The organism is Chryseobacterium sp. PMSZPI, assembly GCF_002835665.1.
In the GTDB taxonomy this organism is placed as follows: Bacteria; Bacteroidota; Bacteroidia; order Flavobacteriales; family Weeksellaceae; genus Chryseobacterium.
In genome coordinates this window covers 192,641-208,365 of record NZ_PIZV01000051.1, presented here as the reverse complement: position 1 = coordinate 208,365, position 15,725 = coordinate 192,641, and the positions used below count along the sequence as shown (strand labels likewise).

Annotated in this window: 14 protein-coding genes; 3 read left to right on the top strand and 11 right to left on the bottom strand. The window is 33.7% G+C overall.

Translation table 11 applies throughout. The features are described from left to right. From CW752_RS10525 to speB, 3 genes are all read right to left on the bottom strand, one after another. The gene (locus CW752_RS10525; RefSeq protein ID WP_101239665.1) at positions 1-612 is read right to left on the bottom strand and encodes an alpha-ketoglutarate-dependent dioxygenase AlkB family protein; all 612 of its coding nucleotides are present in this window, start codon (positions 610-612) and stop codon (positions 1-3) included. Between the two features lie 393 nt (positions 613-1,005). Then, entirely contained in the window at positions 1,006-1,848 is an 843-nt protein-coding gene (locus tag CW752_RS10520; protein ID WP_101239664.1) for a bifunctional helix-turn-helix domain-containing protein/methylated-DNA--[protein]-cysteine S-methyltransferase, read from the bottom strand. A 69-nt stretch (positions 1,849-1,917) separates the two neighbouring features. Continuing rightward, on the bottom strand, positions 1,918-2,775 hold the full coding sequence (gene speB / locus CW752_RS10515; RefSeq protein ID WP_101239663.1) for an agmatinase: 858 nt from the start codon (positions 2,773-2,775) through the stop codon (positions 1,918-1,920). Between the two features lie 186 nt (positions 2,776-2,961). On the opposite strand from speB, the gene CW752_RS10510 reads away from it, so the two are divergent. Then, positions 2,962-3,621: an HAD family hydrolase gene (locus CW752_RS10510; protein WP_101239662.1), complete on the top strand. Its 660-nt coding sequence runs from the start codon at positions 2,962-2,964 to the stop codon at positions 3,619-3,621. A gap of 121 nt (positions 3,622-3,742) precedes the next feature. On the opposite strand, the gene CW752_RS10505 is transcribed toward CW752_RS10510, so the two are convergent. After that, positions 3,743-5,137 (bottom strand): arginine decarboxylase, encoded by a 1,395-nt coding sequence (locus CW752_RS10505; protein ID WP_101239661.1) that lies wholly within the window; start codon positions 5,135-5,137, stop codon positions 3,743-3,745. Between the two features lie 499 nt (positions 5,138-5,636). Between CW752_RS10505 and CW752_RS10500 the strand changes: the two genes are divergently transcribed. Continuing rightward, positions 5,637-8,312 carry a M36 family metallopeptidase gene (locus CW752_RS10500; protein ID WP_101239660.1) on the top strand — a complete coding sequence of 892 codons (2,676 nt, stop codon included), beginning with the start codon at positions 5,637-5,639 and terminating at the stop codon, positions 8,310-8,312. A gap of 79 nt (positions 8,313-8,391) precedes the next feature. On the opposite strand, the gene CW752_RS10495 is transcribed toward CW752_RS10500, so the two are convergent. The 4 genes from CW752_RS10495 to CW752_RS10480 form a co-directional block, all read right to left on the bottom strand. Then, positions 8,392-9,267, bottom strand: coding sequence for a tyrosine-protein phosphatase (locus CW752_RS10495; RefSeq protein WP_101239659.1), 876 nt, complete (start codon positions 9,265-9,267; stop codon positions 8,392-8,394). Positions 9,268-9,401: 134 nt separating this feature from the next. Then, positions 9,402-10,031, bottom strand: a complete 630-nt coding sequence (locus CW752_RS10490; protein WP_101239658.1) for a thiamine diphosphokinase — start codon at positions 10,029-10,031, stop codon at positions 9,402-9,404. Continuing rightward, positions 10,021-10,590, bottom strand: coding sequence for a cob(I)yrinic acid a,c-diamide adenosyltransferase (locus tag CW752_RS10485; RefSeq protein ID WP_101239657.1), 570 nt, complete (start codon positions 10,588-10,590; stop codon positions 10,021-10,023). The genes CW752_RS10490 and CW752_RS10485 overlap by 11 nt, the downstream gene beginning before the upstream one ends. A gap of 358 nt (positions 10,591-10,948) precedes the next feature. Next, a complete protein-coding gene (locus CW752_RS10480) occupies positions 10,949-11,530 on the bottom strand; it encodes a hypothetical protein (protein WP_101239656.1) in 582 nt (193 codons plus the stop codon). A 185-nt stretch (positions 11,531-11,715) separates the two neighbouring features. Between CW752_RS10480 and CW752_RS10475 the strand changes: the two genes are divergently transcribed. After that, positions 11,716-12,207, top strand: a complete 492-nt coding sequence (locus tag CW752_RS10475) for a DinB family protein (RefSeq protein WP_101239655.1) — start codon at positions 11,716-11,718, stop codon at positions 12,205-12,207. Positions 12,208-12,271: 64 nt separating this feature from the next. On the opposite strand, the gene CW752_RS10470 is transcribed toward CW752_RS10475, so the two are convergent. The 3 genes from CW752_RS10470 to CW752_RS10460 form a co-directional block, all read right to left on the bottom strand. After that, positions 12,272-13,225, bottom strand: coding sequence for a helix-turn-helix transcriptional regulator (locus CW752_RS10470; RefSeq protein ID WP_101239654.1), 954 nt, complete (start codon positions 13,223-13,225; stop codon positions 12,272-12,274). 43 nt (positions 13,226-13,268) lie between these two features. Continuing rightward, positions 13,269-14,996 (bottom strand): ABC transporter ATP-binding protein, encoded by a 1,728-nt coding sequence (locus tag CW752_RS10465; RefSeq protein ID WP_101239700.1) that lies wholly within the window; start codon positions 14,994-14,996, stop codon positions 13,269-13,271. A 166-nt stretch (positions 14,997-15,162) separates the two neighbouring features. Beyond that, on the bottom strand, positions 15,163-15,429 hold the full coding sequence (locus CW752_RS10460; RefSeq protein ID WP_101239653.1) for a hypothetical protein: 267 nt from the start codon (positions 15,427-15,429) through the stop codon (positions 15,163-15,165). Positions 15,430-15,725 lie beyond the last annotated feature (296 nt).

The following is a 15,725-nucleotide window of genomic DNA, read 5'->3' as shown; positions in this document are numbered from 1 at the left end:
TTACTCTTCAATTGTTCTGAAAGTAAGATTTACTCTTGGGGTCTTTACCCTAGTGGTTGGAGGAAGTCTGTGAAGCCAGTTGTCCTGGGTCGTTCCTTTCATCACCAGCAAACTTCCGTTTTCCAGGAATATTTCTACCTTTTCTTTTGTTCTTTTATGTTTGAATAAAAACTTTCTCTCTGCTCCAAAGGTCAGGGAAGCAATAGCTCCATGCTTTTTAAGATCTGTTTCACCATCGCTATGATAGGCCATACCTTCACTTCCGTCGTGATATAAGTTAAGCAGACAGGAATTATAAGTTTCTCCTGTCACTTCTTCACATTTCTTTTTTAATTCCAGTAATTCCGGAGTCCAATATTTCGCATGTTTAGTCCTTTTTGAATAGGTATACTCAAAAGGTTTCTCTCCGAACCAGGCAACTTTGCGTTTCGTTAAAATCAGTTTTCCGAAGATCATTGCTTCATCATTTTCCCATGGGATCTGATTGAACAAATAATCATAATAAAAATCGGATTTCTCCTTTGAAAAAACTTTTCCATAGTAATGAACACTTCCGTCATGCGGAAGTATGTTTAAAGGATAATCTGATATATCTTCGAATAAACTCTGCATAATATTCTTGTAAAAAGATGAGATGATTCTAATAAATAAGCATTTTTATTAAACACAAATGGCACGAATAATTTCACAAATAACACAATCGTTTTGATCAATAGGAAGAGGTTCTCAAAAGTCAAACAATCCGGATTTTGTCATTGACTACGTCGAATCTTCGATTTCTGACACAGACTGAAGGTCTGCGAACGCAGTTCAAAAGAATCTCATTAATGATCAGTTGTTTGAGATTCTTCACTCCATTTCTGAACTACGTTCGTAAACTTTCAGTTTATGTTCAGAATGACACTTTTGGAAACAGCCCCTTTAATAAAAAATTAAATAAATCTATTGGCTTTAACCAAAACTTAATGCTTCTGTATCATTTTTAAAACACCAGATTGTTTCAGTTTACAAGTAAACTTGCGAACTCTCCCAGCCCACAATCATCTGCTTCCTATCACTTCCCCATCGGTAGCCGCCAAGATGACCCGTCGATTGGATCACACGGTGACAAGGGATAAGAAATGCCACAGGATTACTTCCTATAGCCGTTCCTACAGCTCTCGAAGCCTTAGGATTTCCTATTTTTTCAGCAAGGTTACCATAAGTAGACAGTTTGCCCATAGGAATCGTTAATAAACTTTCCCAAACCTTTAGTTGGAAATCGGTACCTTTTAAATGAAGTTTGATTGTGTTGAGTTTTGTCCAGTCTTTATCGAATATGGACAATGCGTTCTTTTGAAGAATATCTTGTTTTTCAAAAAAAGAAGCATTAGGAAATTTATGTTTTAAATTCCCTAATGTTGTTTCTTTATCGGTTTCAAAAGCCATATGGCAAATCCCTTTTTCAGTAGAAGCTACCAAGACATTTCCAAAAGGACTTTCAGAAAAGCTATAATTGATCGCCAGATTTTTTCCACCGTTTTTATATTCTGCCGGAGACATTCCTTCTATTTTCACAAACAGATCATGAAGTCTGCTTGTACTGGATAATCCGGTCTCGTAAGCCGTATCGAATAAACTTGCTTTTTCTTCCTTCAATAAATTTTTAGCATGCTCAAGACTGATGAACTGTAAAAATTTTTTCGGACTTGTTCCCGCCCAATCCGTAAAGATCTTCTGAAAATGAGCCGGACTCAAGTGAATATTCTCTGCCACTTCCTCCAAACTTGGCTGAAGCCTAAAATTGCTCTGGATATATTCTATCGCTTTGGCAATTCTGTTGTAATCTATTTGATTTTGTGTGGACATTTTAATTCTATTTTACCTCACAAATTTCCAAAGAATATACGGCAGAAAAAATCCGATTCTTGCGGAATATTAGTTGTTGTTATAAATATCGTAGTAAGCAAGCATTTTGTAATATAACTTAGCAGACAAGAAAGCTGTTGGTTTAGCCATTGGAGAATCCATTAATTCTACAATATCAAAAGCCACTACGTTACATTTTTCAAATACTTTTCTTAATAATTCCAATGTAGGATACCACTGTAATCCACCTGGTTCAGGTGTTCCTGTAGATGGTGCAATGGAAGGGTCAAAAGCATCAAGGTCAATCGTAATATATACGTTTCCTGAAACTTTTTCCAACACATCATTAACCCAGTTTTCGTTATTGGCGATTTCGTGGGCAAAGAATACTCTTCCTTCCGGTAAATACTGAGCTTCCTCAGCATCCATAGAACGGATTCCCACTTGTACTAGATTATGCTTTTGGTTAGCTTCAAAAACAGCACACGCATGGTTAGAAGTAGAACCATGGAAATCAGGACGTAGGTCTGTATGAGCATCTAACTGAAGAACCGTTAAGTTCTCAAATTTCTCACCTACTGCACGGATAGAACCAATAGAAACAGAATGCTCTCCTCCAAAAAGGGTAAATAATTTACCATCATTATTTAAAAGCTCTTTTGTTTTTTGATAAACTGCTTCTGTCATCGCCTCAGGAGTTGAATTTTCAGAAACTTCTCCTGCCAAATATACCCCCTGAAGGTAAGGTTCAGTCTGTGTTTCGATGTCATAAAGCTCCATATTTTCAGAAGCGTTTAGGAATAACTCAGGGCCTTTATCAGCTCCTTTTCCCCATGTTGAAGTTCCATCATAAGGAACTGTTACCAACATTACTTTTGAATTCTCTAACGTTGCGTTTTCTTCGGGAATTCCAGCGTATGTTTTCATATATAATTATTAATTAAAAAATTAAATGATTGAAAGATTAAATGATTTCACAAAGATACAAAATACTCCTTGAGTTATAAGTAATGAACGGTCTGTTATGAATTATTAACCTTTATCCTGATTTTTAAATTTTTAAATCTCTTCATGTTTAAATTTTAAAAGTTATTTTTGCAAAAAACTTTAAATATGCCTTTAAAAGCTGTTCTTTTCGATATGGATGGGGTAATTGTAGACACAGAACCATTACATAGGAAAGCTTATTTCAAAACATTCGATGAGTTGGAAATCGCAGTTTCCGAAGATTTATACACCTCCTTTACAGGGGCTTCTACCAAAAAAGTTTGTGAAACATTGATCAGTCAATTTGATTTGAATCAGACTCATGAAGCTATCGCAGGTATTAAAAGATCTCACTTCAAAGATTATTTCTATAATGATGACGAGTTTGATTTAATTCCGGGGGTTAGAAAATTGATTCAACATTACCATGAAAACGGAATAAAACTGATCTTAGCTTCGTCTGCAACGATGACTACCATCAATATGGTTTTTGAAAAGTTCGGATTGGAAAAATATTTCAGCGGAAAAATTAGTGGTGCTGATTTAAAGGAGTCAAAACCTCATCCCGAAGTTTTCTTATTGGCAGCTGAAATGTCTGGAGAACCCGTAGAAAACTGTATGGTCATTGAAGATTCCACCAATGGAATTTTGGCTGCTCACAGAGCAAAAATTTTCTGTGCGGCTTACAGAAGCCCACATTCAAAAAATCAGGATTATACATTAGCTGAAACAGTAGTTTCCGATTATGAAGACCTCGAACTTGATAAAATTTCAAAATATTTTTAAATAACAAAAGCTCTCAGAATCTGAGAGCTTTTGTCTTGTATAAGTTTTGGCTAAAGCCAATAGATTTATTTAATTTTTCATTAAACGGGGCTAAAGCCCGTCCCTATTAATCACAAGGTTATTATTTATAACCAAGAAGTTTCAATACATCTTCCGGTTCCTGTTTTTCACGGAAAATTTCATACTGCAATTCCCCGTTCTCATCTTTCTGAATCAAGATGTGTCTTGGCTGAGGCATCAGACAGTGATGTACTCCACCATAACCTCCGATTGTTTCCTGATAAGCTCCTGTATGGAAGAAACCGATATATAAAGGTTTTGTATCACTGAAAACCGGCAAATAAATTGCGTTAGTATGCTGTTCAGAGTTATAATAATCATCCGAGTCACACGTCAAACCTCCCAGGAATACTCTTTCGTAAGTATCTTCCCAACGATTCAATGGAAGCATAATGAAGTGTCTTGAAATCGCCCATGTATCAGGAAGTGTTGTCATGAAAGAAGAGTCAATCATATTCCACTTTTCTCTGTCATTTTGACGTTTCTGAGAGATAATTTTATAAAGGTTCGCTCCACTTTCCCCTACCGTAAAGCTTCCGAATTCAGTATAGATGTTAGGTTCTTCTACACCTTCCTCTTCACAGAATTTTTTGATTTGGGAAACAATTTCTTCTACCATATATTGGTAATCGTAATCAAAGTTCAGAGAAGTTTTGATTGGGAAACCTCCACCAATGTTCAATGAATCTACTTCAGGAGCAATTTTTTTCAAACGTGCATATACACGAAGACATTTGTACAATTCGTTCCAGTAATATGAAGTATCTTTAATCCCCGTATTGATGAAGAAGTGAAGCATTTTCAATCTTGCATTCGGGTGCTCAGCAATCTTTTGACTGTAGTAAGGAATAATATCTTTATATCCGATTCCTAATCTTGATGTATAGAATTCGAATTTAGGTTCTTCTTCAGAGGCGATTCTGATTCCTATGTTAAATGTAGAGTCTATACTTTCCGTAAGCTTATCCAGTTCACGATAATTATCAAGGATAGGTGTAATATTTTCAAAACCACTATTGATCATATCTGAAATCTTCGTCAGATAATCATCAGTTTTGAATCCATTACAGATCACTTCAATATTTTTATCTACCTTCTCCTTTTCATAAAGAGACTTTACAATATCCATATCGTAAGCAGAAGACGTTTCTATTGAGATATCATTCTTCAGGGCTTCTTCCAATACAAAGTTGAAATGACTGGATTTTGTGCAGTAGCAATAGGTATAACTCTTTTTATATTCAGTTTTTTCAAAAGCTTCTTTAAACCAGCTTTTAGCTTTCTGAATATTTTGAGAAATTCTCGGCAGATAGCTAATCTTTAGCGGAGTGCCAAATTGTTCAACTACGTCCATCAATGGAACGTCGTGAAACAACAAATTGTTCTCAGAAACATTAAATTCCTCTGTAGGAAAATATAATGTCTGATCAATAAGTTCCGAGTACTTTATTTTCATTTCTAAACAAGTGAATTAAGAAATGCAAAATTGCTAAAAAAGTTTGATTTTTAGGTGTTAAAATTATTATAATTTTCTATAATAACTGAACGAATATATTTTATCATATTTTGCTATATAATAAATAAAACATCATCCTATTCTGTAAGAAATTAATTAATAATTAGTAGTAATAATTAATTAATCAATAAAAAAAACATTCAGCATATTTACCAAAATATTTATCATATTTTGCTATTGATAAGAATTCAGATATCTTTCAAGTTACTCACATTACACAATTAAGCAATACCCTGCTGACAATCAAATTATTACAATTAAAATAATTAATCCTTTATTAGAGAAAAATAAAAAACATAAATATTTCGCATCGAAATAAATAAAAAATTAATAATAATTCAATAAATAAATTAAATACAAACAAAACAATCATTTTAAAAGCTATTTTTTTTGATAATTCATTTTTTTATACATAACTTATGAGCCTAAAAAAATACACATGAAAAAAAAATTACTTTTGCACATTGTCCTGTTTTCTATGGGTTCATTTGCACAAAACCGTCTCGAAATTGTTAACAACTTTTTAAAGACAGAAGCAGTAAACAAAAGAATAATTAGTAATCCAATCGATTACAATGTATTGAATGATCACGAAACTATAAATGGTATTGAATACGTAAAAGTACAACAGAAAATTAATGATATTCCAATTCATGAGGCTTTTGGAACTTTTTCCATTAAAAATGGGAAAGTAGAAAATTTCAACAACAACTTTATTTCTCTATCCAAAAATAAGAATCCAGCTACCTCGCCAAATTTAAAAGCAACATCCGCGATTGAAAAATTTGCTCAAAAATCAGGAAAAAACTTTATTCTTATTAAAAGCATAGCAGATGTTAAAAAAAATGTAAATCAGCTGAAACAGCAATCAACAGGTAATGATGTAATTTTTGTTGAAAATATGCCAACTAGTCTTGTTTATTACAATGATAACAATCAATTGAAATTAGCTTGGGTTTTACTAACTGAAATTCGCAATTCCGGACTGACCAAGGAAAACGAACATCAGGCCTCTTCTTTTGAAGCAATAATTGATGCCAATACCGGAGACATGCTGTCAAAGACTCCTATTATTAATTCATGTACATTCCAACCCGACTTTATAAATAATAATGTGTACCAAAATAACCCAAAGGATTTTGAATGGATAACCAAGGAATATAAAAACAATCTTTTTACAGTTAATGGATCATATAATGTAGTTCCAGCTAATTTTAACAGTCCACTCGACCATAATTACACTATGCTCACCAACGCTGCTGATCCGCAAGCTTCATCAGACGGATGGCACAAAGCATTAAATTATGCTTTAACGAATAATCCTGCAATAACCGATGAATATACCATCGGAAACAATTCACACATAGGATATGATGAAAATGGGGAGTTCAGTGACTTAATAGCTACTTTTCAACTTTTTATTTTATTAAATACAACATATATCAAAAAAGAGTCAAAAGGTAATAATTATGTATTTGATTTCCCCAACCCCGGAACTTCAACCAACTATAATCCAGTAAATTACAAAGACCTCGCTAATACTCAAATGTTTTACTCTACCAATTTCATTCATGATGTACTTCATTATCATGGTTTCAATCCTGCTGCAGGGAGCTTTCAGGCAGATAAAGGAGAGGGGTATAACTTAATAGGGTTTACTACTTCTGGCTTAGGACAAAATAAACAAATCAATAATGCAGTAATGGGATATTCTGCACTTTTAAAAAATCCTACAGCTCTTTTTTATACTTTCGAAACTCCTAATAATGCAGGAGTATTGAAGATTCCTAGTGGAACACTTACTGGAGCGTATCCGGGTGGCATAGGAAACAATAGCTTTGCTTACAATACTTCCAATGTTACCGGAGATCTGGTTTTATATAATGATGGGGCCGGTGGGGACCCTAACGACGGTTGTGAAGCACCCATGAATTCATCAGCTTTTTCAGATAAAATTGTAGCTGTTAACAGAGGTACCTGTAACTTTGCCGCTAAGGTAAATAATATAAAAAACTTCAATCCCAAAGGCATCGTTATCCTTAATAATTCAACAAGCGATCTGCCTAATACTCTTGATATTGTTAACCCTAGCCTATCCATACCCGTAGTTGGGGTCAATAAAGGAATTGGTGATCAGATCCGTACGGCATTAAATAATAATCAAACCGTAACATCCATACTCCCTGCAATAGGTTTTGCGATCACAAAAAGAAATGGAAGCTTAGACAGTCAGGTTATTTTACACGAATACACCCATGCAGTAAGCAAACGCTTAATGAATAATGCCCAAAACGGAGAAGAGCAAATGGGAGAAGGATGGGGTGATTATTTTGCCATCAACCTTACTCAAAAACCAAGTCAAGTTTCTACTGACCAGATTAACATGGGTGAGTACGCCTTCGGTGGTGGTGGATTGCGTGTACTTCCTTACACAACAGATATAAGTGTAAACCCTCATACATACGATTACTTAAAGACAATAGGTGCTGGGGCCAATTTAGAACATCCTACCGGGTATTTATGGGCTCTTATGCTATGGGAAATGCATTGGGCTTTAGTCAATAAATATGGTTTTAATCCGGATATTAAAGGATCAACCGGAGGTAATAATATTTCTCTGAATCTGGTTATACAAGGGATGAAAATGGGAGTGCCCAATCCTGGATTTGTAGATGGACGGAATGCTATATTACAAGCTGATGATGCTTTATATGGCGGCCAAAACAAATGCGATATATGGAAAGCTTTTGCAAAAAGAGGTTTAGGGTATAGTGCTAATCAAGGGACTTCTGCGTCACGCACAGATGGCACTGAAGCTTTTGATATGCCACCTGCGGCTATTTTAAATTGCTCCCAATTAGCAGTCAATGAGGCTGTCAAAACAGACTTATCTATATTCCCTAATCCTGCTAAAGATTTAATCTACATTAATACTACAAACAAGATAAAGAATATAGAATTTATCGATATGGTGGGGCGTGTAATTTCCAAACAAGATATTCAACAAAATGACCGCAAAGCACAAGTCAATACTTCCTCTCTGCCTAAAGGCATATATATTCTAAAGATTTATACTGATCAAGGAGAAATCTCCAAAAAGGTAATTAAAAATTAACCCATAAAATCCCTGATAAGATCAGGGATTTTTAATTTTCTAATTCAATATTATTTAAAAAGATAAGTCAACCCAAATATCAATACGTAAACTTTTCAATATACTCCTTTCTTTTGCTTTCGGAGATTCCCAAAGCCTTTTCAATATAAGTATCTGTTGAACCGTACTTTTTATTGATCTCCCCAAAAGCAGCATCAAGATACTTTTTTTCCACCCAACTTAATTTTTCTAAAACCTGTATATCCATTTTGGGATATACAAAATGTAGGTTATTGGCCAATCGAAGCCTATTCTCTACAAGGTCTTTTCTATAATTATTAGATAAAAGATATTCATTATAAATTGTCTCTTTATCGAACTTCAAGATGGTTAAAATTAATGCTGTAATGATTCCGGTTCTATCTTTTCCAGCTGTACAATGATAAAGAACCGGTTCTTTAGACTCTAAAGTTTCTGTAATAATTTTCTTGATTACTCCCGGATTTTCAGTAACATATTCTCGGTAAAAATCTACCATTCTTTTGTCTGCATCAGCTCCATTTACTTTTCCTTTTAAAACAAGCTTTTTAGCCTGATCCAACTGGTCTCCTTCATCTTCAAAGGCAGAATAATTTTTATAAATAATATTTTTTGGAAGATGATCCGGTTTCTGAGCTATTTCTTTGGAATTTCGAAGATCAATAATCTCTTTGATTCCTAAGTTTTCAATTTGATCAAAAGATTTGCTTTGAAGTTTATAAAAATGGCCGCTTCTATAAAAAGCACCTTGTTTTAGGATTCGTCCATCTTTATTTTTAATATTTCCTACGGCTCTGAAATTATAAACCTTTTTAATATTAATACTTCTTTCCGTCTCATTTTTGCCATATTCAGGTGTTTCAAAATATTGTGTTTTGCATGAAAAAACACAGAATAATGAAATGGAGACAAGCGGTATTTTGATTAATGTATTCAAGAGATTTTTGTTTAGCCACAAAAGGCATGAAAATTTTAATAGTATTAAGTTTTGGCTAAATCCAAGCGAACTTTATTTTTTATAAAACGGCTAAGCCTGTTTCTATTGATACAATCATTGATATTTATTTCAAATCAAAGATAATTTTTCCCGATAAAGATCAATAAATCTCCTTTTTCATATTCAATAGAAACCTCATCTTCAACAGCAAAATTTCGTGTTCCTATTCTTGAAGTGATATTTAAACTTCCGTGCGTCAAAGGCCAATTTAGCCCTTTTGTTGTAACATTCTCTACAAAAGGGAAAGGGTATAATGAAATCATTTTGTCTTTCACACCTTCTATCATAAAATTCTTTGGAATGAAATAATAAGTTGAAAATTCATCATAAAATTTCAAATCCATTTTATCTTTAAAGGCGTAGGCAACAGTTAGGTTTCCTAAAAAATGATCCTGTTCTCCTCCACTTCCTCCAAAAACGTCTATTTTTTCAAATCCTTTTTCAACAATAATATCCAATGCCTTGTGAAAATCTGTGTTATTCTGATCCGGCGTATGGATAAACCTTTCTTCATAAATATTTTCATCAGACCCGGAATGTGAATCAAAATCTCCGGAAATAAAATCCAGCTTATCCAATGGAAAATTCATTCTTTTCAGATAATGAAAAGCACCATCTGTACAAGCGATTAAACCATAATTTTCCAAATTGGGAAAAGATTTTGGAGCATCCCCATTGATGAAAAGTAATACTTTATCTTTCATTCGGGTTCCAGTATTCTTCCGATTCGTTATTCAATTTTGAAATATATCTTGCCAACACAAAAAGATAATCTGAAAGTCTGTTCAAATATTTGATTAATTCAGGACGTACTTCTTCTGATTCATTTAAAAATACCAATGAACGTTCCGCTCTTCTGCAAATAGTTCTTGCTGCATGTAAAAATGTAGCTGATTTTCCTCCTCCGGGAAGGATAAAATACTGAAGAGGTTCCAGTTTTTCATCAAAAGCATCCATCCATTGTTCCAATTCTTCAATTTCTATTTCAGAAATAATAATAGGAAGACGCGATTTTCCATTCGCCAACATCAGTTTATCCACAGGGGTAGCAGCTTCTGAACCGACTGTAAATAAATCAAACTGTATTTTCTTCAGTTGTTTCAATACTTCTTCATCTTCAATATGGCTTTTTGCAATCCCGATGAATGAATTCAGCTCATCTATATTTCCATAACTGTCTACTCTGGCGCTGGCTTTGGAAACTCTTGTTCCACCATAAAGTGCCGTTTGACCCTTATCTCCTGTTTTTGTATAAATTTTCATACTACTAAAATACTTTAATTTGTATAAAATACAATGTAAAAAGTAAAATGTATTAATGAAGTTGTTTAAACTTTTATATTGATTATTTTTAACCACAAAAGTTTAACCACTTAAGTTTTTTAGAGCCAGGCCTTATGCATAATAAGTACACCTAAGCTTTGTGAAAATCTTTGATTTTCATCTTATGTAGACTTTTTTTAAACAAACTTACTTAAGTGAACTAATGTGTTGTAAAATGAAAGCTGCTGTGGTTTATAAAGTTTAAACAACTTTAAAGATTAAAAACAAATTCGTGTAATCATTTTTATCAAAAATGACATAAAAAAACGGCCGGTAGAAACCGGCCAATCCAAATTATTTATTTTACCTCTACATAATGTATTACGGTCTGATTTTTTGGGTTGTAGATTATCGTACTACTATTCGGGAATCTTTTTAGCTTATAATATTCAATGCTCTTATCATTTTTAATATCTTCTAAAAAGCTTGTATCAAAGGTATTTTCCGGAATAAATTTTGAGAGCAGACTTATTTTATCAATAATACTTTGACCGTCAATTTTTTTGGCAGCTTTATCTGATTTACTTTCGTCAGAAGTAGATTGCCCTTCCAAAATGGGAAGCAAAGCAGCAATATCTGCTTTATATTTTAAGATATATCCCTCTGATCCACCAGGAAATTTAAATTTCTTTCCTTTTTCTTCAGAAACAACAGAGGTATTTGCGCCAGGGAAAACGTCATTAAATTTCACATCCTGAGAATTGGTTAAAGAATTGATAGATTCATTTACGGTTTTCTTTACCGTCTCTTCTACTGCTTGTTGAGCTTTCTGCTGTACCGTTTCTGTTGTTTTTTGAACGGTTTGATCTATTTTTTCTTCAATTTTATTACATGATATTAATAAAAGCCCTGTCATAACAGGTAAAATATACTTCTTCATAATTCTATTCTAATGGGGTCAATTTCTTTTTTTATTAATTCACTTCTCTTTTAACGGAAAAGTAAGGTTGGATATTTCAACAAAGGAATAAAATATTTTTTAGTATTAAAAATCCTGCTGACAAACTGTTGTCACAACCTGCGCTTACCTTTGTTTCAACAATAACAAACAAAAACCATACAATTATGACCACTACAGCAACAGCCACAAAACAATTCATGACATCGGATCAATTATTAGAAGATTGGCAAGGGCACAGAAACCTGACTAGAAGAGTTATTGAAGCTTTTCCTGAAAAAGAATTATTTGAATTTTCAATTGCCGGAATGAGACCTTTTTCAAAAATGGCATTAGAACTGATCAGCATCGGCGGGCCTGCGTTAAAAGGAATTGTTGAAAGCAATACGGAAGCTCATGACGAAGAAAGTTTTCATCCAAAGACCAAAGAAGAAATTTTAAAAAAGTGGGATGAAGAAACTGAAGTAATCAACCATTATTTTAGTCTAATTACCGAAGAACGCTTCCAGGAAACGTTTAACTTATTTGGACAATATGAATTTCCTGTGTATCAAAACATTCTTTACTTTATCGATAATGAAGTCCATCATCGTGGACAAGGATATGTTTATTTAAGAGCCTTAGGAATTGAACCTCCTTTCTTCTGGGAGAGATTTTAATAAAAAATAAACCATTTCATCTATTTGTCAATAAAATCAAACCTCAACAGTGATCTGTTGGGGTTTATTGATGTCTTTCTGTCATTTTTATGAGAAGCTCATTCAGTTTTGTACGGAGACTTTCCGGTTCTAAAACAGTAGCATAATCAGCAAAAGTAATAAGCCAACGTGGGAAACCATCGTCAATCCATTCTGTTTCGAAAGTGAGTTCCACTCCATTTTCTGTTTCCGATTCCTTCGTCAATCCATAATATTTTTTGGAGTTAACAATATGGGACATAATCTTTTTATCCACTAAAATTTTAGCCATAACTTTATTCCCATGTGTTTTTTTTCGGTAATCATTTACCTGGCCATATTCCTGTAAAAAAGGAGTTTGTGTTTTGGAAATTTTTAAGATCCTGTCTATTCTGAACTGTCTGAAATCATTTCTTAAAGTACAATATGCCATGATATACCAAAAATTAAATTCAAAGAAAACTCCGACCGTTTCAATTGTTCTGGTCGTTACTCGTGAGTCTACTGTTTGATATTCTATATTCAATTGAGTTTTCTCTGCAATACTTTCCAGGATAATAGGAATCACATTTTTAAGAGAATCTTCAGTCTGTGCATGAAAGTTAAAAACATCAATCTGTTTTTCGATATTCCGGATTAGATTCTTATCCGAATGTCTTAGCACAGAACGTACCTTTTCCATGGCAGTCTGATAATGACTCCCCAGACTTTGATGGGAAAATTTCTGCATCAGTTTTTCAGCAGTGATGAAGCTCAATACTTCTTCTTTAGTAAACATAACAGGTGGAAGCTTATACCCATCCATCAGCGAATATCCATTTCCAGCTTCTCCTACAATAGGAATTCCGGCATTTTCAAGGGTTTTCACATCCCGATAAATCGTTCGGATACTTACATCAAATTTTTCTGCAAGATCCTGAGCTCTTACAAGAGATTTAGATTGCAGCTGGGTAAGAATAGCTGTTACTCTATCGAGTTTTTTCAAGTAATGATCGTTCATGGGTTTACTATTGCAGACTTAAAATTGATGGTTAGCAAAATTATTAATTATCTTTAAGAGTATTGACCAATTTATCTAAATTTAAACTGCGTGCTGAAGCGTCAAAAATCTCACGATAAACACCATCTTTATTATACAATTCATCATGAGTTCCATTTTCTACGATTCGTCCCTTTTTCATTACATAAATCACATCCGAATCCAGAATCTGAGATAAAGAATGTGAAATAATAATAACAGTTCTTCCTTCTTTTATGGCATCCAAAGAATTTTTGATTTGTTCCGTAGCAATAGCATCCAAACTTGCTGTAGGCTCATCCAGGAAAATAATCGGAGGATTTTTCAGAAATAATCTGGCAATCGCAATTCTCTGTTGCTGTCCTCCTGAAAGCTGGGTAGCATCATGCTGATACTGATCCGGAAGATCCATAATCTGATCATGCAGATAAGCTTTTTTAGCAGCTTCTTCAATTTTATTAAAGTCGGCATTCATATCTCCATAACGGATATTGTCTTCAATGCTTCCCTGAAAAATATGATTTTTCTGAAGTACCAGTCCAAGATCACTTCTCAAAAAGGTGTTGTTATATTCATTCAAATTAACACCATCCAAAACAATTTCTCCGGAATCCGGAAGGTAGAATTTACATAAAAGATTAATAACCGTTGATTTTCCTGCTCCACTCAGCCCTACCAGAGCTGTCGTTTTCCCATTTTCAATCTTCATCGAAACATTATGAAGAGCTTTTGTTCCGTTAGGATAAGTAAAGTCAACATTTTTTAACTCAAAAGTGCCCTTGATTTCTTTTTCCACAAAGTCCCCATTGGGTTCAGTTTCGTTATCTGCATTTAAAATATCAAAATATCCTTCAGCATAAATCATCGCATCATTCATATCATCATAAATCCTGTGCAATTGGCGGATAGGCGCCGAAACATTATTAAAAAGCATAATATGAAGCATAATTGCTCCAATCGTCATCTGTTGGTCAAGAACAAGATAAACCGTTAAAAGAATAATTAAAACAACTCCAAACTGCTCGATAAATGTTTTTAAACCATCATAAATAAAGTTCGTTTTTCTGGTAAACATTTGGCTTTCCATCAGCTCCATCTGCAGATCATATTGCTTTTTACCTTCAAATTTTTCACGAACAAAGCTTTTGATCACCATGATAGAATTGATCAGATTCAGAAGGCCTGAAGTTTTCTTTTCTCTTTGATTTCTAAGCTGTCGACGTACCCCGCTCAATTTTTTAGCCTGCAAAGAACTTATATAAAAATAGATAGGAACAATGATGGTAGAGACTGCTCCTACATATACATTCTGCATATACATAATGATCAGAGCGATAATTGCATTGGAAAAGAGCGGTAAAATATCAATGAAAAAATTCTGAACCAATTTGGTTAAACTTTCGATACCACGATCAATTCTAATCTGTAACTTTCCTGATTCGTGATTCTCATCATTAAAATAAGCTACTCTGTATGTCAAAATTTTATCAATTGCCGACTGGGCTAAAGTAGAACTCACATTAATTCTAATCTTTTCTCCATAAAACTTCTGTCCGAAATTGATAAAGATGTTTAACAATTCCTTTCCCAATAAAATAATGGAAATGACGATAAGAATATGAATTCCCTCAGTCATCGGATGTGGAAGATGAGTAAGTTTGGTCACCTCATCCACCGTATATTTTAAAACAATAGGATTCACCTGTGCTGCAAGTGCCCCCAGAAACGTAAGAAACAAGGTTCCATAGATCATTAATCGATAGGGCCTGATAAATGGGACAAGCTGTTTATAAATTCCGAATAAAGTAATTGTTCTGTTAAAAGGTTTAGCCATAGGAATTGTTTAAACTTAAAAACGTACCGTTTTCAAGAGAAAAGGTACGTTTTTATTATGATTTTTAGCAAAAGTTTGTTTAGTTTTAAATTATATTTTTTAGACTTCCATCATCGTTAATGTGTCTAAACTGATAATTTTCATCTACAATTTCCCCACCTGCTTTCACAAAGCTATCCCACATTCCACACCAATCTTCCAGATCTCTTTCATCAAGTGTATCCCAGCGAATTATCGTAGAATGTTCATGCTCTTTTAAATGGGTTAAAACTCCATATTCATTCCCAAGAAAAACCTTAGTTCCAATCTTAATATTTTGAATAAATGTCAGAACTTTATGGTTATCCCTCATACATATAAGTAGTCAGGTAATGTAATTCCGGTTTGCTCGCTTCCTTAGATTCTGCCTGTGCCTGATCTAAAGAATATTGTGAAGTAATTTCTTTTCTTTGGAATACAAACGAATTGTTCGCGTTCTTATCTACCACTTCATTAAAAATATGTTCAATTTCAGAATTGGCTAATGAAGCGAAACTGATATCTTCAAAGCCATACATCAGTCTCAGGTCATCATATTGTCCAAAATGTTCATCCACAAATCCTTGCAAATGCACTTTAGAGTCAAAATTTCCTGCCCAGATATTGTAG